Source organism: Aminobacterium sp. (assembly GCF_034926885.1).
Classification (GTDB): Bacteria; Synergistota; Synergistia; order Synergistales; family Aminobacteriaceae; genus Aminobacterium.
Genome location: NZ_JAYFQR010000005.1, coordinates 81,077 through 104,184, shown reverse-complemented (window position 1 = coordinate 104,184; position 23,108 = coordinate 81,077). Strand labels below are relative to the sequence as shown.

Sequence of the window (23,108 nt, the reverse complement as noted above, 5' to 3'; positions counted from 1 at the left end):
TGATGTCATGGCGGGTTTACCTCCTATATCCTTTATTTTGGTTGTTTGAGCAACACCAGTATAAAGGAGAGGTGCCCGCCTTTTTCATTATCTCTTTCACTTTACCTAAGTAAACGGAACGAAACTCTGGCCCATCTACACTGAGGAGGGTTACGAATGGTGAACAACAAGAAAGAATCGCGAGCAAACAGTCCCGGTTTTTTTGAACGTTTCATCAAAGGTATCGAAGTTGTAGGCAACAAATTACCTCACCCTTTCTGGCTTTTCGTTATTCTCGCTCTCATTGTTATTGCTCTTTCGTACATACTATCGAAAGCTGGAGTATCCGTTACCTATCTTGCCGCCGCCCGCGGCGGTGGAGAAGCAAAACAAACCACAGTTGAAGTCGCAAACCTGTTAAGTTACAAAGCTCTTCGCCCCTTTATGGCCAATTTTGTCAAAACCTACGTTGGTTTTGCACCTCTCGGCCTTATTATGACCATGATGCTGGGTATCGGACTCGTAGAACAGACTGGTCTTATTTCAGCCCTCATGCGAAAAACCATAATGGGGGCCCCACCCTACTTAGTTACAGCCGTCCTTGCCATTGTTGGTATTAACGCCAACCTCGCTTCTGACGCAGGTATTATTTTCACCCCTGCTATAGGAGCTGCCGTATTCAAAGCTCTGGGACGAAATCCATGGGTCGGCATTATTGCAGGCTTTGCAGCTGCTTCTGGAGGATTCACCGCCAACTTCTTCATTGCCGGAACAGACGCTCTCTTGGCAGGTATTACAGAATCAGCAGCTAAGGGAATGAACATTGTTGGTCCTACCCACCCCCTTATTAATTGGTATTTTCTTATAGTAGCAACCGTTACTGTCACCTTTGTTACAACCTTTGTTACAGAACGATTTACCGTGAAAATTCTTGGAGATACAGGTGGACATAAAGACGAATCTGAACTCTTAAAACACGTCGTAACTCCTGAAGAAAATAGAGGACTTCGATGGGCTCTTATTGCCGCAGTTTTATGTATCGGATTTTTGCTCTATTTGACAATTCCGCAAGGTTCTTTCTTCAGATCTGACAATGGAACAATTGTTCCAAGCTCTCCCTTACTTTCAAGCGTTGTTGCTATTTTGTTTTTCATCTTCTTCTTTGTCGGAATCGCTTACGGATACGGCTCTGGTACCATAAAAGAAGCTTCGGATGTGCCCAAACTCATGCAGAAAGGGCTTCAAGGCAGTCTTAGCTTCCTTGTCGTAGCTCTGCCAGCAGCCTTATTCATTAATCTCTTTAATTCAAGTAACCTAACAACAATCCTTGCCGTTAAAGGTGCAGAGGGTCTTAAAGCGCTCAATTTAGGCGGCATTCCACTCATTTTGATGTTTATTCTTCTTTGCACGTTTATCAACCTATTCATTACAAGCGGATCTGCAAAATGGCTAATTCTGGCTCCTATTTTTGTTCCCATGTTCTCAATCATTGGTTTTTCACCAGCACTCACACAGATCGCTTAACGAATCGGAGACTCGTCATCGAATATTATCTCACCTCTCTCATACTACATTCCTGTAATCATTGGTTTGCTAGAACAATACAAACCTGAAGGAAACAAACAATCTGTAGGAATAGGAACTGTCATCTCTCTGGAGATGCCTTACACTATCGCGTACCTTATCTGCTTCTCGATCCAGCTCATTATTTGGTATTTGCTCAAACTGCCACTGGGTCCAGGTGCAGGATTATTCATGTAAGAAAAAATGTCAGAGGCTGCCATTTTAAATGGCAGCCTCTCTTTTAAAAAGGACAATAAAGGTCATCTCTTTAGCCCTCTTTTAATTGCAATCTTCATGTTAGATGAGTAATAGTAATCCATAAATTTTCAAACGACATAAGCACGCCAAGATATTTTTGACCTGACATAGGCTTTTCTATAAAACGAACCATATAATCAGCAGTTTCGAAGGGAGCAGATTTATTGACAGATGTAATGAAAAGAATTGGGGTAGTATAGAGAGCAGGATCATTACGTATTTCAGACAAAAGCATTTCACAACAATGGTCTGGAAGATCACAATCGGCCATAACAATATCTGGTTTGGAACGATCCCAATATTTGCCTACTTGTCGAAGATAATCTAAAGCTTCATAACGATTGTTAACAACGTGAACTGTATTGAAAATTTTCCAATCATTTAGGCTTTGAATGATCTTTAAAGCTTCTTTCTCATCTTTTTCTACAAGTAGAATTTCTACCGGTTTCATACACTTTTCTACCATCATAAAACATTCCCCCTTCCTCGTGCATGTTATATGGGGGTGACGATAAATGGCAGCGAATATGCGCGTTACATATACTAGCATTACTTTACGAATTTTGCGAAAAGTTTTTCGAAAAAAATAAAGGGACTTTTTTAAAGAAAAGTCCCTTTATAAAACAAAAGATTATAAGAGGCTAGAATCAGGAGTAACAAGAACTTTTACTTGTTTTTTCTTTTTAGGACCAGTAAGAGTTCCAAAACCTTCTTCTACGATATTTTCGAGAGCTACTTTTTTCGTTATCCAGCCATCCCCCTTGATACGACCATCAGCCAACATAGTTATAGCCGCAGGGAAAAGATGGCGATATGCAATAGTTCCCACGACTTTCTTTTCTTGGAAAACAACAGCATTGGGATTAAAAGAAATAGCTCCTTCCCAAATGCTTGTAATAACAGCTGTTCCACCTGGTTTAACGCTTTCGATAGCTTTATCAAAACCACTCTGAGAACCTGTCGTTTCAAAGCTTACATCAACACCATACCCATCCGTCAATTTTTTCACTTCTGAAGGGACATCAACTTCGTTGGGATCAAGAACAACATCTGCCCCAGATCGCAATGCATATTCCTGACGGATAGACTTTCTCTGCATAACGATAACTAAACGAGCACCTGCCGCTTTTAAAGACTCAATAGTAGCAAGTCCGATCGGGCCAGCTCCAAGAACTAAAGCAGTTTGTCCAATTGAGAAATCTCCCTGCTTAAGAGACTGCAAAGCAACAGCAAGAGGTTCTACAAGAGCAGCTTTATCAAATGGGAGTGTATCAGGAATTTTATGAACGAACTCTTCATAAAATGTCGTATATTCCGCAAATCCGCCGCCACCACCGCAAAGTCCATGAAACCCCAATCGAGTGCAGAGATTATATTTCCCTTCTCTGCAGGCAGGACACATATCAGGATCGTCAGGACGACAAACTCGCATAGGTTCAACGACAACTCTGTCACCTGCTTTTAGAGAGGTAACGTCCTCACCTACTTCCACAACTTCACCAGAAAACTCGTGGCCTAAGACAACAGGAGCTTTTTCTCCACTCAAAGGATGAGGTTTATCGACAGGAATAAAGATAGGGCCACCAAGAAATTCATGAAGGTCAGAGCCACAAATTCCACACCATTTTACACGCACCTTAACCATTCCTCGTGCAGGAACTGGTTCAGGAATATCTTCAACACGAACATCATGTCGCGCATACCAAAGAGCTGCCTTCATCTGTATCCCCTCACTTGTATAAAGTATACATATAAATTGAAGCTAAAGTGAATAATATCACTTTTTATCTTTTTATGCAAATATCATCTCTTTGTTACGTTAAAGAAAGGAGTAAAATACCAATGAAAGCTCAAAAAAGGCTAGCTTTAGTCGCTCATGATGGCATGTAATAAAGCCTCTGCAGATATGCAAAAGAGCCGTTGTGATGACGGCTCTTTTGCATATCTAATCTTTAAACAAACGTTTGGTTTTTTAATTATAAGCCAAACGTATTTTTTCATCGCCAATAACGTCAGAGATCAGCTCTTGCCACATTGGGGAATTCCATGTACCAAGAGCGGAATGAACAGTATAGTACTTTTCAGGAATGGGGTGGGTTCCTACTACAACCTCAAGACCGAAAGCCTCTTTTATATACCTTCTAAAATAATCAATTCGAGGACATGGAGGGTAACCTACGATCATCCCAGTCGCCAGATGTATAACTTCGGCACCATTTTTTTTCATTTCGGCAGGGGCATATTCGACATTTCCACCAGGACAACCATTACACGTCGTATACCCTACAAGTTCCACCTCTTTGTCTTTGTAACGAGCAAAACCACCTTCTCTGTTACGGAGTGCTTTCAAACATTTTCCTCCTGCACAGGTTCCGTATCTGTTACAAATAATAATACCGACACGTACAACATCTTTCATAACCAATTCCCCCTCCGTTTTTATATGTCATCGTCTTTTACATGTCATCATCGTGACGAAAACATCCCTTTCGACGACCGCAATGTCCTCTTCTCCATCCTTTCCCCAAAACAGTACATGGAAGGTCTTTCGTTTTTTTATGTTCTTTGACTTTCGTTGCACAATCACTGCATATGCCAGCCATTTCAAGACTTTGTGGAATTGGTTCGAAACCAGCTTCTTCTAGCCATTCCCTAATAATTTTCTCTTTTTCCTCTTCCTCTTTCAGATGCAAAACTTTACCGCAACAACGACAATATAAGTGAAAATGAATTGATGATGAGGGTAACTCGAAACGCTCAAACCCTTCGTCGAGGGAAAAACGGTAAAGAAGCCCCATATCAGAAAGAAGACCTACAGTTCTATACACTGTAGCAATACCTATAGACGGATCTTTTTCATGTGCTTTTTCCCAAATAAGCTGTATATTGCCATGTTCTGCTTCTCCTTCAATAAGCACATCTATAATTGTCTGTCTCTGATTTGTTAATCGAAATCCAGCCTTTTTAAGAATTTCAAAAAACTCTTCTCGTCTCATATCATCATTTTGTTTCATAAGGTGAGAACTCCTTTTTATATATGCCTTGACAATTATCTTAGCAGAGAATAGTATATATATGCAAATGATAATCATTATCAATAAGGAGGAAAATAACATGCCTGGTTATGATAGAACAGGACCGCGCGGAATGGGGCCAATGACAGGTGGCGGAAGAGGTTTATGTCGCTTGGGATATGCGCGTAGAAGATTCCCACGATGGGGTCGTTGCTTCTTCGGTTTCGGCCGTGGCATGGGAAGAGGTTGGGGCATCTATGAGGCTCCGGAAGAATGGTATTCTACACCTTCAACTGATGAAGAACGAAGTATGCTCAAAGAAGAGTTATCTATGCTTGAAAATGAAATGGAACATATTCGTAAACGCATAGCAGAACTTGAAGAAAATAAATAAAAAGGAGCTTTCCCATGAAAATCGCAATCGCTAAAAATGGAGACGTTGTATCAGAACATTTTGGACACGCAAAAGAGTTTCTCGTTGTTAACGTAGAAAATCAAAAGGAAATATCACGGGAAATTGCTATACCTCCAGAAGGAGAACATATACCTGGAGCCATGCCTCGTTGGATTGCATCTTTAGGTGCCAACCTTCTCATCACCGGTGGTATTGGACAAAGGGCATCTCAAATGTTGAGAGATGGAGGAGTAGATGTAGCTTGCGTTCAACCCCTCTCTGTAGAAAAGATACTCGGCGAATTTCTTGATAATTCCCTTGAGATTGTTGGCGACCAATGTAGTCACGATCATTCTTCTCATTAGGAGGAGAAGATGTTTCGATTAACTGTAGTTAGCGGCAAGGGAGGAACAGGCAAAACATGTGTTGCCTCCTCTCTTGCTTCTGCTCTTCAAGAAGGAACAATTATTGATCTCGACGTCGATGAACCAGATCTTGGCTTGGTTTTAAACATTCAAAATCCAGAAAAAGAATCTATTTACAAGGTTATTCCTAAGATAGATATTCAACGATGTATCGGATGCGGCATATGTGCTGATAATTGTGCTTTTGGAGCTCTTAATCAATTTGGCAATAAGCCTCCCCTAGTTAACGAAAAACTGTGCCATGGATGTGGCGTATGCGAATATGTATGTCCTCAAAAAGCTATTAAAGACTTCCAAACACAAATAGGGGATTTAAATATTAAACATACAAAAAATTGGTGGTTTATCGAAGGAAGATTAACTATAGGAGAACCTAATCCAGTTCCCGTTATCCATGCTGCTCTTGAAAAGGCAAATTCTTTACCCTTTCCGCAAATTGTAGACGGACCTCCGGGAACAGCATGCCCAATGGTTGCAGCTGTCGAACAATCACATTTCGTTGTTTTAGTTACAGAACCGACGCCTTTCGGCCTTTCTGACCTTGCTTTAGCGGCAGAAACGGTTCAAGAGCTTCGGATTCCTGTAGCTGTTGTTATTAACCGATCTGATCTCGGTAATAAAGAAGAGACAGAAGCATTTTGCAAGAAGATAAATATACCGATACTTGCTTGTTTGCCATTTTCAAAAAAAGTTGCACATGCTTATGCCGAGGGAATAGCTCCCTTTTGTGTAGATCAAAGATGGCAAGAAGCAACATATACTATTCTCGGCCATGTTAAAGAGGTGCTCTCATGATTCCCAAAGAAATCGTTGTTGTCAGTGGCAAAGGAGGCACAGGTAAAACATCAGTTGTGTCAGCATTATGTGCTCTCTTCAGCAAGAAAGCCCTCTTTTGTGATGTAGATGTAGATGCACCTAACCTCCAGCTTTTACTTCATCCTAACGATGGACAATCCTTTTCATTTAGCGGCAGAAAAGTACCTGAAATAGATTCTAACCTTTGCAATTTGTGCGGAACATGTGCCAATTTCTGCCGTTTTGATGCTATCAAGAAAGAAATCAATGGCATCACTTCATTGTTATGGAAATGTGAGGGATGTGGTGGTTGCGCTCTTGTATGCCCTAAAAATGCTATTACTATGAATTCATATGAACAGGGCCAATATTGGCGGGGAGAAACATCTTTGGGGCCCCTCTGGCATGCTCGTCTTCATGCTGGAGAAGAAAATTCTGGAATGCTTGTTGCCAAGCTTCGCCGAGAAGTTCGTCAGGAAGCAATCAAAAATAATTACCCTCTTATTATTGTTGACGGACCTCCTGGAATATCTTGCCCGGCAATTTCGGCGCTAACAGGGGCAACATTGGCTGTAGCTGTTACAGAGCCTTCTCTATCAGGTCTTCATGATCTTCTTCGTCTTGGTGATTTGTGTTCCTCTTTGGAAGTTCCCTTAGCTGTTATTCTCAATAAAGCAGATCTTTCAGAAATAAGAAATGCAGAAATACAAGACCAGATCAAAAACAAAAATTGGCAATTTCTGGGTTCTATTCCTTTCAGGCCTAGTGTTGTAGAAGCGATATCGAGTGAAGAAATTCCTTTAGACTCTTTGCATCCGGAAATAGAAACTATTTATACAAACTTGCTTCAAATAATCAATAACATAAAAATGTGAGGTGTACACATATGCGTATTGCTGCAGCTGTTAATGAACCAAATATAAAAAGCCTTATAGCTGAACGTTTTGCCCGGGCTCCTTATTTTGTAATTCTTAATGATAATGGACAAATTATCGAAACTATTGAAAACTCTCTATCGGAACAAGGGCATGGAGCTGGGGGAGCCGCTGTTCGTCTGCTTTCAAAATATAATATTGATGCCGTTATTGTTCCTCGTTTAGGACCAAATGCTGAAGATGCTTTAGCACAAGCTGGCATTAAATATTTCAAAGCAGAGGGACTTACACTCGAAGAAGCTCTTAACAACATTAAAAAAACTCTATAGTTGTGAAGGAGAAAAAAATGGCAAAACCTGCTACAGAATTTGTGTCCAAAAATGTTAAATATGTTATTGCTGTAGGGAGTGGGAAAGGGGGGGTTGGTAAAAGTTCCGTCTCGTGCCTTCTTGCCATAGCTCTTGCCAAAAAAGGTTATTCTGTAGGTATTTTAGACGCAGATATTACAGGCCCTTCAATACCTAAACTTATGGGAGTTCATGACGCTCCTTATGGAACTCCAGAAGGGCTTATTCCGCCAGCTTCTCCTATTTTTAACATTAAGGTTATTTCTATTAACCTGCTTCTTGACGAGCCGACAAAACCTGTTGTTTGGCGAGGACCGATAATAAGTAACGTAATAAAACAGTTTTGGAAAGATGTTGCTTGGGAAAATACTGATTTTGTTATCGTCGACCTACCTCCAGGAACAGCTGACGCTCCTCTTACTGTAATGCAAACAATCCATCTTGATGGATTCGTCGTTGTAACTTCACCTCAAGATCTTGCTGTTATGGTTGTTGAAAAAGCCCTTAATATGACTCAAATGATGGATGTTCCGCTCTTAGGCGCTATTGAAAATATGTGCTCTTTTACATGCCCTTATTGTGGCAAGGTTATGGAAATTTTTGGACCTAGCCATATTGATGAAATCAAAGAAAAATTTGCTATCCCTGTATTAATGCGCCTCCCAATTGATCCTAAATTAGGTCAACTTGCAGATAAAAGCGAGATTGAAAGTTACAAAAATGATGAGATGTTTAAAAAACTTGCAGAAAGTCTACTCGAACAATTAAATATTACAAAAAGATAAATCAAGAGCCGCAAAAGCGGCTCTTGATTTATTAAAAGGTAAGACGTCTTATAATTTCGTCGATCTCTTCATGTGTAATATTTAAAGCTGGCAAAAGACGAACGCTGCCTCCTGCTACATTGAGCAAGACTTTACGCTCATAGGCTTTTTGGCGAATTTCCTGAGCATCTCCTTCAGTGGAGACACCAATCATCAAGCCAAGCTGACGAATATCCATAGCCCATGAGAGACGTTGTAATTGCTCTTTAAAATAGGCACCCTTTTCCCTCACTTCAGCTAAAAAGGATTCTGTCAGGGCGTTCAATATAACTTTTCCAGCTGCTAAAGAAACAGGATTGGGAGCAAATGTAGATCCGTGATCACCCTCAGCAAAAGGGGACCAGTCACAAAAGATGGCAGCACCCAGTGGTAAACCACCGCCAATACCTTTCCCACACGTAATAATATCAGGTTCTATGTCCCAATTCTGAAATGAAAAGAATTGTCCGGTTCGTCCCAATCCAGCCTGTATTTCATCGGCTACAATAAGATAATCTTTGCTATCTCGCAAATCTGAAACAGCCTCAATAAGAGCATCGGGAAGAGGCAATACACCGGAATTTCCTTGAACGCATTCAAGAAAGACACCGGCTATATCATGAGAAGCTGCGTATTCTCTAAAAGCGTTGGCATCTTTAGGAAGAAAAGCAACGTTAGGCAATAATGGCTCAAAGGGTTCACGAATGACAGGATTCCATGTAACCGAAAGAGAACCACAAGTACGTCCATGGAAATTTCCCATAAAAGAAACTAAAGATCCCTTCCTGTTCTTAATAATCGCTTTAATTGCCGCTTCAGATGCTTCAGCTCCTGAATTTGAAAAATAGACATGCCCGTCTTCTGTTTCCGCCATTTTGCAAAGGAGCTCTGCAACTTTCACCGCATCAGGATCAAGAAAATAATTTGACAGATGAGAAAAATGTTTTACTTTCTCCGTTATTGCGTGAACAACATCTGGATGACTATGCCCCAGAGGTAACACGCCTATTCCGGCAAAGGTATCGAGGAAAACCCCTTCATTTGTACTAATTTCAATGCCTAGGGCAGATTGAACCGTAAGATTATAGGGATGATAGACAGGACAAAGCATTATAAGCTCTCCGTTAAGCCAAATTCATGTACCAATGCCTGAACAGCCCGATCCGCTTCCGTCCGTGCTACAAGAGTCGATATTTTTATCTCTGAGGTACTCGTTCCATACATACGAATTTTTTCTCTGCAAAGAGCTGAAAAGAATCTAGCTGCAACACCAGGTGACGATTCCATACCAACACCAACAGCAGATATTTTCGCAACGTCATCCTCTTCTGAGAGACGCCAGTTTTCATATGGAGAAAGTACCTTCTCAACTGTACGTTGTACAACGGCACTCTTTCCTTCAACAACAGTAAAAGTCAGATAAGAATGGCCACTATCGTTTACTGTGGATATCATATCCACATTTACACCTTCGTCAGCAAGAGCTGTGAACAGTGCGCTCATCGCTTCAATGCCTCCGGGCATAGGACTAATTGTCACTTTTCTCTGGTTTTTATCAGAAGTAACACCTGTAACGACAGGCTGTTCCAGCCATTCAGGTAATGTACTCACCACAAGAGTCCCCCTTTCATCTGAAAATGTAGAGGCACAATAAAGTTCAACGTTATATTTCTTCGCTATTTCTACAGCCCTTGAATGAAGAACTTTAGCTCCCATTGATGATAGTTCTAACACTTCATCATATGTAACATACTGAAGTTTCTTAGCGTTAGGACATACCTTGGGATCACATGTATAAATTCCAGCAACATCACTGTATATCTCACATCGGGCACTGGCTTTTGCCGCAATGGCAACTGCTGATGTATCTGACCCGCCACGGCCTAAAGTCGTGATTTCTCCCTCTGGAGTAATTCCTTGAAATCCTGTAACAACGATAACATGACGCCGCTGAAATTCTCGCTCCAATTTCTTCATGTCTATATCTACAATACGGGCGTTGCAGAATGCTCCCGTGGTGATCATACCGAGCTGGAAGGCATTATACGATACAGCTGGAACACCAAGGTCATTAAGCGACATGGAAAGAAGAGCCGCAGACGTCTGTTCACCAGTAGCCAATAACATATCAAGCTCACGCGGCAAAGGATCTGATGAAACCTGGCTTGCAAGTTCAATAAGATTATTCGTTGTCTTTCCCATAGCTGAAACAACAACAACGAGTTTTTCGCCTTCCTCTACGCGTTTCTTTATTTTTTCTGCTATAGCTCGAATCTTCTCTGGTGTTGCAACTGACGACCCACCATATTTCTGTACGATCACTTTGTAAAGCCTCCTAAATCAGAGGTTCCTCAGGTCTTGAACGATCTGAGTTTTATCTGCTGTTTGGGCATCAACCATTTTTATAATACGGGCAGGAGAACCAGCAACAACAGCTCCCTCGGGAACATCTTTAGTTACAATGGCACCAGCAGCAACAACCGCTCCTTTACCGACATGAACCCCTTCAAGGATAACGGCATTTGCTCCCACTAAAACATTATCTTCAATAATTACCGGCGTTGCACTTGGTGGCTCAATAACTCCAGCTACAACTGCGCCTGCACCAATATGACAGTGAGAGCCAATCATTGCCCTTCCACCAATAACTACATTCATATCGATCATTGTTCCTGAACCAATAACGGCACCAATATTAATAACAGCCCCCATCATGACAACGGCCCCTTTGCCAATTTCCACCATTTCACGAATGATGGATCCTGGCTCTATACGAGCCTCATATTTTGTCAGATCGGCAAGAGGAAGGGCGGAGTTCCGCGCTTGAACCTCTATATGAACTGCATGAATACGAGCTGCATTGGCGGAAAGTGCAGATTCTATATCTTTATGGTCACCAACGAGCATACCGAAATGATCGCTGCCTATAAAAGTGAGCCCTCCCCAAGCGCATCCTTCGAAATTTCCAGAAATATAGGCCTTGGCAGGGGTTCGTTTTTTTGACTCTTTTATCAGTTTTATGATCTCTTCGGTGCGCATGTTACGACCTCCTCAAAAGAATAGAATCCCGGCTCTGCGCTGAGAACAAACTCCGCAGCCCGTAACGCTCCCAAAGCAAAAACAGAGCGCGAGAGGGCACGATGTGTAAATTCGAGAATTTCACCTTCATTAGCAAAAAAAACGCTATGATCGCCAGGTACGCCTCCCATTCGAAGAGAATGAGTTTCGCAGTTTCGACCTGTCGCCTCCTTTAACAAAAGAGCGGTACCCGAAGGTGCATCCTTCTTTTTGTTATGGTGAGTCTCTGAAATTTCAATATCCCAATCAGCAAGATAAGGAGCAAATTGGCGCAATATAACCTTGAGCATATTAATGCCTACGGAAAAATTAAAGCTTTGTACAACAGGTACCTCTTCTCCCAACTCTTGAAGAAGAGTAATGTCGTCAGCTGTAATAGCGGTAGTGCCAATGACTAATCCCGCGCTATGCTGATGGCATAATTCAATCGTACGAGGTAAAGCAAGACGACTTGAAAAATCGACAATAACCTGAGGTTTATCCGTATATTTTTCACCGTTTATATCAACTGTAAGGGAGAGCATGTGGCCAGCAAAGGCTTTCTGTATTTCCTGTCCCATACGACCAGAGGCTCCTACGAGTCCATAACGCATTAGTGAATTCCACTCTCTTTCATGGCCTCATCAACAACAGTCATTGCTTTTTGTGATGCAGGAACCAGAGGAAGACGAAGTTCATTTTCGCAATATTCCAAGCTGCTCACAGCATACTTTACGGGAATAGGATTAGTCTCACAGAAAAGTCCCTTCATGAGCGGGAATAATCGCAAATGAAGCTCTCTAGCCTTTTCAATATTCCCATCAAGAGCAAAACGAATCATTGTTGACATTTCACGAGGTGCCACATTGGAAAGTACAGAGATTACGCCGTCTCCACCTGCATTGACAAGGTGAAAAGCCTGATCATCATTGCCGGAAAGGATTAAAAAGTCAGGGCGCTTTTTTTGCATTTTCCGAATAAGATAATCCACTTGAGCTTCGTCACCAGAGGCTTCTTTTATACCAACTATATTTTTAATTTCGGCTAAACGAAGCACTGTATCTGGCAAAATATTGATACCCGTACGTCCGGGAACGTTGTAAATTATCAATCGTCCACCGTTAATACGGGAAGCTATTGTACTAAAGTGCTGATACAAACCTTCTTGAGGAGGTTTATTATAATATGGAGTGACGACGAGAACTCCATCCGCTCCCAGAGAAAGGGCCTGGTTGGAAAGCTCAATAGCCACTTCTGTAGAATTCGAACCCGTTCCTATGACAACTGGAACGCGACCTTGAGCGGTTTCAACTGCAAAACGTATAATTTCTTCCCTCTCAGTCATGGATACAGCCGGAGCTTCTCCAGTTGTTCCGAGAACAACAAGAAAGTCTACGCCACCGTTAATCTGAAAATCCAAAAACTTTCCGAAACTCTCATAATCAACTTTCCCGTTTTTGAAGGGGGTAACCACTGCTGTTCCTGTTCCACTAAACATGGGTCATACACCTCCTGTTAAATGTTGCGGGCATTGAGTGCCCGATGTTTTTTTAATATCCGAACGGCATTCGTAGCCGCTCCAACACGAATGTTATCCGCGACATTCCACATTAAGAAACGTCTATCGTCAAAGGCGCGAAGACGAGAAACGTACACAAAATCGGTTCCTGCACCCTCAAGGGGGGAAATTACGCTATCTGTTAAAACCACATCTTCACTTGATTCAATAGCTCCACGCAAATCCTCAAGGGAAGCTGCATCACGAATTTCTATCCATATAGCCTCTGAATGACCATATAAGACAGGAACACGAACAGTAGTAGGCCATACACTAATAGAGTCATCCCGTAATATCTTATGGGTTTCATGAACCATTTTCATTTCTTCATCAGAAAAACCGTTGTCTAAAATAGTTCCAATGTGGGGAATAACGTTAAGATGAATTTGACGAACGAATTTTTGGGGATGTATATGTCCTTCGATCTGACTCTGAAGTTCGTTCATTCCCTTTTTCCCAGCTCCAGAAACAGATTGATACGTACTCACTACTATAGATTTTATTCCAAAACGGCGATGAATTTCATAGAGCCCAAGAACCATTTGAATAGTTGAACAGTTAGGATTGGCAACAATCCCTCTGTATCCTTCAAGAATATCTCCGTTGATCTCGGGAACGATAAGAGGAATAGTAGCGTCTCTTCTAAAAGCAGAGGAATTATCAATGACAACAGATCCCGCTTCTGCCGCAGTGGGAGCATACTCTTTAGCAACATCGGAACCAGCGGAAAAAAGAACGTAATCAAAACCTTCTCGAAGAACGTCATGAGTAAGTTCTTCAACAGTATAGGACTTTCCGCCAAAAAGAAGCGACATTCCTGCTGTTCGCGCAGAAGCAAAAAGGCGAAGTTCATCTGGCTGAACTTTATGTTCTTCAAGCACCTTTATCATCATACGTCCCACTTCTCCTGTAGCTCCTACCACTGCAATTCTCATTATAATTCCTCCTTTACCTCTTCATACATAAAAAAAGAGACCCGTCCCCGAAGGGACGAGCCTCTTGAAATTCAAATGCCCGCGGTACCACCCTGCTTGAACACATCTATATTGTGTTCCGCCTCGATCTTCGTAACGTGAAGATAAGTCCGTGAGTGTACTTCAGCTCTATGCCTTTCCACCCCAGCTCAACAGGTTTTAAGATTTTCCCGCCTCCTTAAGGATGTCTCTCAGCCGGTGAACATCCATCTCTGGTAAGGAATAATAGATCAGAAAAAACGCCCTGTTTCATTGCCTTTAGCGTAGTAATATTATAAAGTTCCAGTTTCCATAGATTGGGACGGATTATACGAAACAAATAGAAAACTGTCAAGGGATATAAACACTATCTGTTACATTATATGCAATATAATGCCTTTTCTATACGGTAATGATTACATTATCAATAAGACGTGTTGCACCAAATTTAACGGCCAAAGCAATGAGTATGTCTCCAGAAAGCACTGTAAGAGGCTGTAAGTTATGCAAGCTTACAAGAGCTACATAATCTATGTAAGCTTTTTCCATAGTACAAATCTGTTTTTCTATCGCTTTTGTTATCGTTTTAGCGTCACGCTCCCCTTCATCGATCATTTTTTGGGCCATTTCGAGAGATTTATGAAGAACAGCCGCCTGCATCCGTTCCTCATTTGTAAGATAGGTATTACGAGAACTCATCGCGATGCCATCTTTTTCCCTGACAATAGGACATACGCAAATTTTTACGTTTTGGTTGAGATCTCTTACCATTTTTTGAATCACAATAGTCTGTTGAGCATCTTTTTGACCAAAGTACGCCCGATCCGGCTGAATAATATTAAAAAGTTTTGTTACGACTGTCGTAACCCCACGAAAATGCCCTGGCCGAGAACGACCACATAAAACCTTGGTCAAATCTGTAACTTCAACATACGTCTCATAATTCTCCGGATACATTTCTTCGACTGATGGATGGAAAATAAAAGTAGCACCTGCCTCTTCAGCTAAAAGAGCGTCCCTTTCAACATTCCGTGGGTATTCTTCATAATCCTCTTGAGGCCCAAATTGCGTAGGATTGACAAAGACACTAACAACAACAATGTCATTTTCTTGAGCTGCCTTACGAATAAGAGAAAGATGCCCATCATGTAAGAAACCCATTGTGGGTACCAGTCCTATTTTCTGACCAACCTGTCTGCTGCTAATTAACTTTTCACGCATTGTGTCTATTCTGGTAATTACTTCCATTTGGAGAATCTCAACCTCCTTATGACAAGCCTTTTTAAAGAAAAACTAAATATTCTTCCAGTGTTTAAAACCACAGCCGACAACTTCCGAAACATCGGAAAGAATGATAAAAGCCGTTGGATCAATAGAAACAGTATAGCGTTTAAGCTCCATAGCCTGTCTTCTTGTTAAAACCACCATCAGCATATTTTTATATTCTCCTGAATAGGCGCCTTTTGCATCAATTATTGTGGCACTACGATCAAGATCATCAATAATGAATTGTTTAACATCGTCAGTGTGATTCGTAATAATCATCAATTGCTTTCTACGATCAAATGATTTTAAAACATTATCAATAGTGAGGCTCTCAATATAGAGAAGAACTCCTCCCATAAGAAGCTGTTCTAAATCAACAACAAACCACGATGTAAGAAGAATAGCTATATTGATGTAAAAAGAGTACATTCCTACATCTATACCATATTTTTTTCTCGCCGCCATAACAATGACATCCGTTCCTCCAGTGGATCCTCCTCCTCTGAAAACAAGTCCCATTCCCAAGCCTCCTAGCACTCCTCCTAGAATTGCCGCTAAAAAAATATTATGGAGTACCGGATATGTAAAAAGCTCAAAAAACATGATTGAAATTGTCATCAGAGAAGAAACGTAGAGTGTAAGAAACACAAAACGTGGCGATAATACTCTCCATCCCCAAAGAAGCAAAATAATATTACCAAAGGCAAGAATCCAAGCTGGAGAAATTCCCCAGGCGTAGTGACTTATAAGCGCTATTCCTGTGAGGCCAGTACTAGCAAATTTATAAGGCACAGTAAGAGCAATGATAGCAAAACTCATGATAATTGTGCCTATAGTCATATAGAGCAACGTTCCCCATTCACGGCGAATCCATTGTTTTGTTTCAGAAAGCAAAAGAGTGAACATAGTTAATATATTGGCCTCCGTACGAAATATAAAATAATTAATTCCAAGGAATAAAAATACGTCTTCGCTCCCTTGTAGCTATTTCATAAATAAACCCTGTGTCTCGATCCCACGCATAATATCCGTTTGATGCAGGCCGACCAACGCTGTCAAGAAAAACCATATTTTTAAAAAGGACATTATTATAACTGATCCACCCTCGAAAGGAACGAACAAGAGGCAATCTTCCCCTCTTTATAAATTCAAACCAATGGGGAGGAACAGGAACACCACGTTTCTCCAAACGTTTAAGTATAAGCTCGTATTCCGCAGGAGCTGTTTCTAAAAAATAGAATTTACCTCTCGATGAAGAACGCAAATCATGAATGAGGTTGTAAGCAAGCCACGGAGCAGGTTCATCAGAAAGTTCAGTAAGAGATAAAACAAGAATATAAAAACCATCTATCACTGCCAATGATTGAGGTATAAGCGTCGGATACCAGAATCCTTTAACATTTTCCCATTTCCCTATATTTCCTGTACATAGTTTTTCTAAAAGAGAAAGACCGTTAGCTGCCTTTTGTCGTGGAGTCAAATCTTGGTATAACGATCTCCACAAATCCTCTGCAGAAAGATTATAAGCTTCCTGAAGTAATTTCTCACTGTATTCATTAACCTCTTTTGTCATATCTGACTTTAAATTGTAAAAACGAACGAGATCGTCCCATTCACTTGCACACAAGCGATAACTCATAATTCCTATTAAGATTAAACTTATACAAATTTTTTTAATAAATTTACTCTTTTGCATACAATATCCACTCCTTTCTTTTGGCCTTTTTGCTCTTTATCGAAGTAAAATCCTTGATTTATATGATGAAATTAGATAATCTTCTATCAAGGTTTATTTTTTTAAATTATCAATATAATTTTCACTATCAAAATATGTCTTTTTGTAAAAAAGGAGGAACAATTATGTACAATACCATCTCTCAACTCGCTGAAAAATATGAAGACGAAATTATTAAACTCCGCCGACATTTTCATGCTCATCCTGAATTATCCTGGAAAGAGGTAGAAACCACACAAAAAATTATCGAAATATTAAAAGAATTAGGGTATTCTATTATCCAAGTCGGCTTTGGCGACACAGAGTCTGGCGTTGTAGCTGAAATAGGCGGCGCAGAAAATTCAACGTGTATCGCTTTGAGAGCTGATATTGATTGCCTTCCCCTGAAAGAAGAAACAGGTCTTCCTTTTGCTTCGATAAATGATTACATGCATGCTTGTGGCCACGATGCTCACACAGCAATGCTCCTTGGTGCTGCATATATTTTAGCTGATATGAAGAATGAGCTCAAAGGACGCGTTCGACTTATATTCCAGCCTGCGGAAGAACATGGCATAAAGTCTGGAGCTTTAGCAATGATCAAAGAAGGAGCTTTAGAGAATGTAAATGCTGCCGTTGGTCTCCATATATGGGCCCCCATTCCAGCAGGAAAAGTTGCTTATCGAAAAGGAGCTATTATGGCTTCCGCTGACGGATGGTATCTCAGAATTAAAGGAAAGGGCGGACATGGTTCATCACCTGAACTTTCAGTCGATCCGACTATAGCCGCTTCAAAAATTGTCACTGCCCTTCATACTATTGTCAGTCGAGAAATAGATCCTCAGGAAACAGCAGTCGTAAGTCTCGGCGGACTCCAAACAAATTCAAACAGTTTCAATATCATTCCAGACTCAGTCACCATGAATGGAACAGTCAGAACATTTAATCCAGAAGTTCAGGATCACATTGAAGAAGCCATTCATCGAATTGTTGAAGGAGAGTGTCTCGCTTCCCGATGTGAAGGCAAACTTGATTATAAACGATTTTTACCCGCAACAATAAACGACCCCGATATGATTTCCATGGCAATGGATGTAGCAGCAGAATTAATAGGTAAGGAAAATGTAGAAGAGTGCCGCCTTGTTATGGGATCGGAAGATTTTAGCTATTTTGGTCAACATGTTCCATCGGCATTTTTCTTCCTCGGAGCCGGTAACCCTGAAAAAGGAATAAATTTTCCACATCATCACCCCAAGTTCCAAATAGATGAAGATGTTCTCAAGACAGGCTCTGCTCTTTTAGCTGGTATTGCTTGTCATTATTTGTCGCACCAGTCGAACCATACGAAGTAAAAAATTCAGGGAGGTGTCTGCGTATGCAACAAATGAGCGTCATAATGTCTTTTTGTGTTATTACTGTTTTTATGGCCATTGGGGATGTTGTTTCAAATAAGACGAAAGCTTTTGTACCCTCTGTTTTTGTCGCCGCTACGCTTTTTCTTTTTGGTTTCTGGACTTTTGTTCCAAGCAATGTTGATATCATCGCTGGTCTTGGTATGCCTGTTGCTCTCATGGCAATGTACTTGCTATTGGTTCATATGGGAACTTTAATGAGTCTCAAAGAATTGGTATCTGAATGGAAGACTATTACCATTGCGTTATGCGGAATTGGAGGTATGGTTGGCGTATTATTAACTTTAGGTCGTCTTTTTGTAGCGAAGGAGGCCATTATTGTTGGAACACCTCCTCTCACAGGAGGAATCGTAGCTGCTATCATGATGAATCAAGCAGCTACAGAAAAAGGGTTAACAACTCTTGCTATTCTTGCCATCGTTATGTACGTTATGCAAGGATTCGTTGGATATCCATTAACAGCCTTAGCTCTGAAAAAAGAAGGAAAACGTCTGCTCAGTATTTATCATAATGGAGGAGAAGAACTCGAAAAACTTCAAGTAAATTCGAAATCAAATAAACAAACAGCTGAAACTCGAGGCCGTTTTCAATTTATTCCCCCTCTTCCTGATTCATATCAAACTACTTTCATGCTTTTGGCAAAAACAGGCCTTGTAGCATGGGCTGCTGTAGGAGCCTCCGCATTGATAAATGATTTTATTTCCAAATTCGTTCTCTGCCTTATTTTTGGTGTCATTGCTGCAGAAATAGGTTTCCTCGAAAGAAAGCCTTTAAATAAATCTGGATCGTTTGGATATTTAATGCTTTCATTAATGGCTTATGTTTTTGTAGCGTTAGCAAAAGCAACACCGGCTATGTTGACACAAATGGCAGGAGATCTTGTCATTATTATTATCATTGGCGTTATAGGTATGGGAATTGCTTCAATGATCGTCGGCAAACTACTTGGATATTCAAAAGCTATGGCGTTTGCCCTTACTCTTACTGCACTCTATGGTTTCCCTCCCAATTACATTCTTACCGAAGAAGCTGCCAGAGCTCTAGCAGATAACCCAGAAGAATTTAATTTTCTTATGGACCATATGTTACCTAAAATGCTTGTCGGTGGATTTACGACTGTTACCGTCGCATCAGTTATTATTGCCGGCATTTTTGTAAAAATGCTCTAATCTATAAAAAATAGATGCACAAGAAAGCCCTGGAAGTTATTCTCCAGGGCTTTTTATTATGAACTAAAAAATCATCTTTTGTTCTTTTGTCCAAAACGACGACTCCATGTAGCCATTAAAGACGCTAAAGACAATGCAATATCCGGATCATCAATCCTATCTTTCACTCGCTCTAAATTTTTTGAAATATCTTCAGTTCTCGGAGATATATATTCTCTTTTTCGTTGCGCCGTTTTTATTGTCTTTTGACGAACATTGCCAACAATAACTTTAACCTCACATACAGGGAGATCCCATCCATCTCTCACTTTTTTAGCTACTATGGCTCCCATCATGGAAAGACGCTGTGCAGCTATGGGACTTTCTGCACGTATGCAGAGCTGCGTACCTTCTAAAGCAAAAGGTTGGCTTTTCTTTGCCAGTGTTTTACCAACAACTTCTTCCCAGCGTTGAGCGACATGAGAGAGAAGAATATTTTTTTTTGCTGCAGGCGAAAAAGACCTACCAAGCAAAGCTGCAATAGAACTCGCTTCGTTACGACGCCGTAACCTCACTTTTTTTCCGCCTCCTTCTTGTCTCAAGATAGACAGACAGAAGTTGAATATCTGCCGGAGTAACACCAGAAATACGACTGGCTTGAGCAAGATTTTGGGGCTTTATCTTTTCTAGTTTTTGACGGCTTTCAGCAAGGAGCCCAGGAACTTCATCGTAAGAGAAATCATCAGGAATATAGATTTTTTCCCCTTTATGAAGCCGAAGAACCTGTCTCTTCTGGCGTTCAATATACCCTGCATATTTAATCTCAATAGTAAGACTTTGAGCCTCTTCATCAGTTAATGTATAGTCAAGAGCAGGCAAAAATGGTTGCAGACCTCCATATGTTACTTCAGGCCTGCACAAAAGATCTTTTGCACGTACCCCCTCTTCAAGAGGAGAAGAACCTATGTTATTTAACCAACCATTAACTTCACTTGACGGAGTAATTCTAATCTGTGAAAGCCTTTCTATTTCTTGATCGACAACGTTCCATTTTTTCTGTATTTGATTCCATCGATCATCATCAATAAGCCCTAATTTTCTTCCTATAGGTGCAAGCCGACGGTCAGCATTGTCAAAACGAAGAAGAAGACGATATTCGCAACGACTCGTCAACATACGATAGGGTTCATTTGTACCTTTAGTAACCAAATCATCGATAAGCACCCCAATATATGCATCAGATCTTCTAAGAATAAGAGGTTCCTCATTACGAACAGACAACGTGGCATTAATACCCGCCATAAGCCCCTGAGCAGCAGCCTCTTCATAACCTGACGTTCCATTAATCTGTCCGGCACAAAATAGCCCTTTAACTTTTTTGGTTTCAAGAGATGAATAAAGTTGTGTGGGAATAACATAATCATACTCAATAGCGTAGCCAGCTCTCGTAATTTGGGCCCTCTCGCATCCTGGCAGAGCATGAACAATGGCTACCTGGACATCATAAGGTAAGCTAGTGGAAAAATTCTGAACGTATACTTCTTTATTTTTCCATGAAACAGGTTCCAAAAAAACAGGATGACTATCCTTATCTGGAAATTTAATGACTTTATCTTCTATAGAAGGGCAATATCTTGGTCCAAAACCATGCATCCGCCCTGTCCAAAGAGGAGAACGTTCAAGATTTTCTCTGATAATGTCATGAAGATGCCTATTAGTTCGCGTTAAATAACATGAATATCCCTTATATGTTTTCTTTTCGCCCCAAATATCAAAACATAGGGGATCTTCGGCACTTTTTTGTTCGACAAGAGAAGGTGTATCTATAGTATCAAGGTGAAGACGCGGCGTTGTGTCTGTTCTCATTCGGCTTAATTCTATTCCATTTTCAATAAGTGAACGACTTAACTCTGTAGCAGGCATCTGCCCCATAGGGCCCGAATCATAACTTAAAAGGCCAATGTGTACTTGTCCCTTTAAGTATGTTCCTGTTGTCAGAACCACAGCTTTTGCTTCATATGTAAAACCATATTTCGTTTTAACCCCACGTACGCGGCCATTTTCAACCCACAAATCGGTAACGATATCCTGATGTACTTCAAGATTAGGTGTCGTTTGTATAGCCCATATAAAATGATCTCTATAATCATGAAGGTCACATTGAGCCCGTAAAGCCTGTACAGCTGGACCTTTTGACGTATTAAGCCAACGAACAAGCATAGTTGAACGATCCGCCGCTCTTGCCTGTTCGCCTCCCAGAGCATTTCCTTCTCGAACGAGATGACCTTTTGCAGGACCACCAATGGAAGGATTACAAGGCATGAGAGCTGTGTTATCAAGATATAGATTTAACATGAGGGTTTTTGATCCCATGCGAGCTGCCGCTAAAGAAGCCTCACACCCGGCATGACCACCACCTACAACTATAACATCGTACTTATTTTGCACCATTTCTCCAATCTCACCTTTTCTTTTCTCTTAAATCTCTATGAATTTTTTCTCTCAATATCTCCTTGGTGAACGTTCCAAATAGCTCCCGGCCAATGTCCCATAGAACTCTCAGCAGTCGCAGCAAAAACCTGCCATGACGATTGAATAAGGGTTTCAATAAGAAGCTGTCTTCCATAATCATCAAGTTCAGCTGCAATTTCATCAAGAATCAAAATAGGTTTTCGACGCATCTTTCTCTCTACAGCCCATCCTGCAGCAAGCATTAATGAAGCTGCTGTTCTCCGTCTCTGTCCACGACTCATCGTCATCGTCACAGGTTGTCCCTTCGACGTAATAATCATATCATCCCGTTGTGGCCCCACTTGGGGAACTGTTGTGATACGCTCTTTATCTCTCCATTTTTTAACAGATCGCCAATAATCTTCGAGTGGATCTTGTAAATCAAAAGCTCCTCCCCTCTGAAAAGTAAGTTCTATTTCTGCAGGAAGAAGTGCATAAAATTCTTTTATTCCTATATTTAAAAGATCAACAGCAGCGGCTCGAGTCGACCATATCCACGAAACAAGAGGAGCAAGAACTTTTGAAGTTAGAGAAGGATCTTTTCTTTCTTTTAGCAAGATAGCACGATGGCGTAATGTCTTACGACAATCACTCATCTTCCGAACATACAAAGGAAAAAGTAAAGCACATAGACGATCAAGAAACTGACGTCGAACTGACGGAGCTCCATCTACTATAGCCAAATCCCCAGGAAGAAAAGCCAACGTTGGAATGTTAGAACGTATTGTTCCATACGTCGTTCGTTTTCCATCACACTGGATAACATTTTTCTCTCCTACAGTTGCCACAATATCTATATCGCCTTCTCCAGAAAAAAAACCTCTTAAAAAAGCCTGTTTTTCTTCTATATTCCAGTTCACAAGAACGCTTTTCCTTTGAGAACGAAAAGGGCCCCACCCAGAAAGAAAATGAAGAGCCTCCAGTGCATTTGTCTTTCCAGAGCCGTTATTTCCAATAAGCAAATTAAGCCCCGCAGCCCATTCAAGACGGCGAGGCGTTAAATTTCTAAAATTATGCCACGAAGTCAGTCTGCAAT

The 23,108-nt window shown here is 40.9% G+C and carries 24 protein-coding genes and 1 pseudogene; 9 read left to right on the top strand and 16 right to left on the bottom strand.

The window, feature by feature from the left end; genetic code table 11:
* The first annotated feature begins 156 nt into the window (after positions 1-156).
* A pseudogene (locus VB083_RS04305) lies at positions 157-1,740 on the top strand (AbgT family transporter).
* 94 nt (positions 1,741-1,834) lie between these two features.
* Here VB083_RS04305 and VB083_RS04300 read toward each other — a convergent pair.
* The 4 genes from VB083_RS04300 to VB083_RS04285 all read right to left on the bottom strand — a co-directional run bounded on the left by VB083_RS04300 (position 1,835) and on the right by VB083_RS04285 (position 4,814).
* Positions 1,835-2,269, bottom strand: a complete 435-nt coding sequence (locus VB083_RS04300; RefSeq protein WP_213691089.1) for a response regulator — start codon at positions 2,267-2,269, stop codon at positions 1,835-1,837.
* Between the two features lie 162 nt (positions 2,270-2,431).
* A complete protein-coding gene (locus VB083_RS04295) occupies positions 2,432-3,520 on the bottom strand; it encodes a 2,3-butanediol dehydrogenase (RefSeq protein ID WP_323401782.1) in 1,089 nt (362 codons plus the stop codon).
* A gap of 252 nt (positions 3,521-3,772) precedes the next feature.
* A complete protein-coding gene (locus VB083_RS04290; RefSeq protein ID WP_213690100.1) occupies positions 3,773-4,219 on the bottom strand; it encodes a CGGC domain-containing protein in 447 nt (148 codons plus the stop codon).
* Between the two features lie 37 nt (positions 4,220-4,256).
* The gene (locus VB083_RS04285) at positions 4,257-4,814 is read right to left on the bottom strand and encodes a Fur family transcriptional regulator (protein WP_213690099.1); all 558 of its coding nucleotides are present in this window, start codon (positions 4,812-4,814) and stop codon (positions 4,257-4,259) included.
* Between the two features lie 100 nt (positions 4,815-4,914).
* On the opposite strand from VB083_RS04285, the gene VB083_RS04280 reads away from it, so the two are divergent.
* The 6 genes from VB083_RS04280 to VB083_RS04255 are packed head-to-tail and all read left to right on the top strand — an operon-like array spanning position 4,915 to position 8,435.
* Positions 4,915-5,208 (top strand): DUF5320 domain-containing protein, encoded by a 294-nt coding sequence (locus tag VB083_RS04280; protein WP_213690098.1) that lies wholly within the window; start codon positions 4,915-4,917, stop codon positions 5,206-5,208.
* A 14-nt stretch (positions 5,209-5,222) separates the two neighbouring features.
* Complete coding sequence (locus VB083_RS04275; RefSeq protein WP_213690097.1) at positions 5,223-5,573, top strand: NifB/NifX family molybdenum-iron cluster-binding protein; 351 nt, start codon at positions 5,223-5,225, stop codon at positions 5,571-5,573.
* Between the two features lie 9 nt (positions 5,574-5,582).
* Positions 5,583-6,428, top strand: coding sequence for an ATP-binding protein (locus VB083_RS04270; protein WP_323401781.1), 846 nt, complete (start codon positions 5,583-5,585; stop codon positions 6,426-6,428).
* A complete protein-coding gene (locus VB083_RS04265) occupies positions 6,425-7,303 on the top strand; it encodes an ATP-binding protein (protein WP_323401780.1) in 879 nt (292 codons plus the stop codon). Before VB083_RS04270 ends, VB083_RS04265 begins: the two co-directional genes overlap by 4 nt.
* A gap of 11 nt (positions 7,304-7,314) precedes the next feature.
* Positions 7,315-7,632 (top strand): NifB/NifX family molybdenum-iron cluster-binding protein, encoded by a 318-nt coding sequence (locus VB083_RS04260; RefSeq protein WP_213690094.1) that lies wholly within the window; start codon positions 7,315-7,317, stop codon positions 7,630-7,632.
* A gap of 17 nt (positions 7,633-7,649) precedes the next feature.
* Entirely contained in the window at positions 7,650-8,435 is a 786-nt protein-coding gene (locus VB083_RS04255; protein ID WP_213690093.1) for an Mrp/NBP35 family ATP-binding protein, read from the top strand.
* Between the two features lie 31 nt (positions 8,436-8,466).
* Here VB083_RS04255 and VB083_RS04250 read toward each other — a convergent pair whose 3' ends face one another.
* The 9 genes from VB083_RS04250 to VB083_RS04210 form a co-directional block, all read right to left on the bottom strand.
* Positions 8,467-9,564 carry an aspartate aminotransferase family protein gene (locus VB083_RS04250; protein ID WP_323401779.1) on the bottom strand — a complete coding sequence of 366 codons (1,098 nt, stop codon included), beginning with the start codon at positions 9,562-9,564 and terminating at the stop codon, positions 8,467-8,469.
* Positions 9,564-10,775, bottom strand: coding sequence for an aspartate kinase (locus tag VB083_RS04245; protein ID WP_213695358.1), 1,212 nt, complete (start codon positions 10,773-10,775; stop codon positions 9,564-9,566). Before VB083_RS04245 ends, VB083_RS04250 begins: the two co-directional genes overlap by 1 nt.
* Before the next feature lie 18 nt (positions 10,776-10,793).
* Positions 10,794-11,492 carry a 2,3,4,5-tetrahydropyridine-2,6-dicarboxylate N-acetyltransferase gene (gene dapD / locus VB083_RS04240; RefSeq protein WP_213699213.1) on the bottom strand — a complete coding sequence of 233 codons (699 nt, stop codon included), beginning with the start codon at positions 11,490-11,492 and terminating at the stop codon, positions 10,794-10,796.
* Complete coding sequence (locus VB083_RS04235; protein WP_213690089.1) at positions 11,471-12,124, bottom strand: 4-hydroxy-tetrahydrodipicolinate reductase; 654 nt, start codon at positions 12,122-12,124, stop codon at positions 11,471-11,473. Before VB083_RS04235 ends, dapD begins: the two co-directional genes overlap by 22 nt.
* Positions 12,124-13,008 carry a 4-hydroxy-tetrahydrodipicolinate synthase gene (gene dapA, locus VB083_RS04230; protein WP_213695360.1) on the bottom strand — a complete coding sequence of 295 codons (885 nt, stop codon included), beginning with the start codon at positions 13,006-13,008 and terminating at the stop codon, positions 12,124-12,126. The genes VB083_RS04235 and dapA overlap by 1 nt, the downstream gene beginning before the upstream one ends.
* A 17-nt stretch (positions 13,009-13,025) precedes the next feature.
* Positions 13,026-14,003: an aspartate-semialdehyde dehydrogenase gene (locus VB083_RS04225; RefSeq protein WP_323401778.1), complete on the bottom strand. Its 978-nt coding sequence runs from the start codon at positions 14,001-14,003 to the stop codon at positions 13,026-13,028.
* A gap of 420 nt (positions 14,004-14,423) precedes the next feature.
* Positions 14,424-15,269 carry a pantoate--beta-alanine ligase gene (gene panC, locus VB083_RS04220; protein WP_323401777.1) on the bottom strand — a complete coding sequence of 282 codons (846 nt, stop codon included), beginning with the start codon at positions 15,267-15,269 and terminating at the stop codon, positions 14,424-14,426.
* Between the two features lie 45 nt (positions 15,270-15,314).
* A complete protein-coding gene (locus tag VB083_RS04215; protein ID WP_213701449.1) occupies positions 15,315-16,193 on the bottom strand; it encodes a YitT family protein in 879 nt (292 codons plus the stop codon).
* Positions 16,194-16,230: 37 nt separating this feature from the next.
* Positions 16,231-16,983 carry a hypothetical protein gene (locus VB083_RS04210; RefSeq protein ID WP_323401776.1) on the bottom strand — a complete coding sequence of 251 codons (753 nt, stop codon included), beginning with the start codon at positions 16,981-16,983 and terminating at the stop codon, positions 16,231-16,233.
* Positions 16,984-17,147: 164 nt separating this feature from the next.
* On the opposite strand from VB083_RS04210, the gene VB083_RS04205 reads away from it, so the two are divergent.
* Both VB083_RS04205 and VB083_RS04200 read left to right on the top strand, forming a co-directional pair.
* Entirely contained in the window at positions 17,148-18,353 is a 1,206-nt protein-coding gene (locus VB083_RS04205) for a M20 metallopeptidase family protein (protein WP_213690083.1), read from the top strand.
* A 23-nt stretch (positions 18,354-18,376) separates the two neighbouring features.
* Positions 18,377-19,582 carry a hypothetical protein gene (locus VB083_RS04200; RefSeq protein ID WP_323401775.1) on the top strand — a complete coding sequence of 402 codons (1,206 nt, stop codon included), beginning with the start codon at positions 18,377-18,379 and terminating at the stop codon, positions 19,580-19,582.
* A 71-nt stretch (positions 19,583-19,653) separates the two neighbouring features.
* On the opposite strand, the gene VB083_RS04195 is transcribed toward VB083_RS04200, so the two are convergent.
* The 3 genes from VB083_RS04195 to recF are packed head-to-tail and all read right to left on the bottom strand — an operon-like array spanning position 19,654 to position 23,100.
* Positions 19,654-20,136, bottom strand: coding sequence for a DUF721 domain-containing protein (locus tag VB083_RS04195; RefSeq protein WP_213690082.1), 483 nt, complete (start codon positions 20,134-20,136; stop codon positions 19,654-19,656).
* On the bottom strand, positions 20,117-22,012 hold the full coding sequence (mnmG, locus tag VB083_RS04190; RefSeq protein ID WP_323401774.1) for a tRNA uridine-5-carboxymethylaminomethyl(34) synthesis enzyme MnmG: 1,896 nt from the start codon (positions 22,010-22,012) through the stop codon (positions 20,117-20,119). The genes VB083_RS04195 and mnmG overlap by 20 nt, the downstream gene beginning before the upstream one ends.
* A gap of 35 nt (positions 22,013-22,047) precedes the next feature.
* Entirely contained in the window at positions 22,048-23,100 is a 1,053-nt protein-coding gene (gene recF, locus VB083_RS04185; protein ID WP_323401784.1) for a DNA replication/repair protein RecF, read from the bottom strand.
* Positions 23,101-23,108 lie beyond the last annotated feature (8 nt).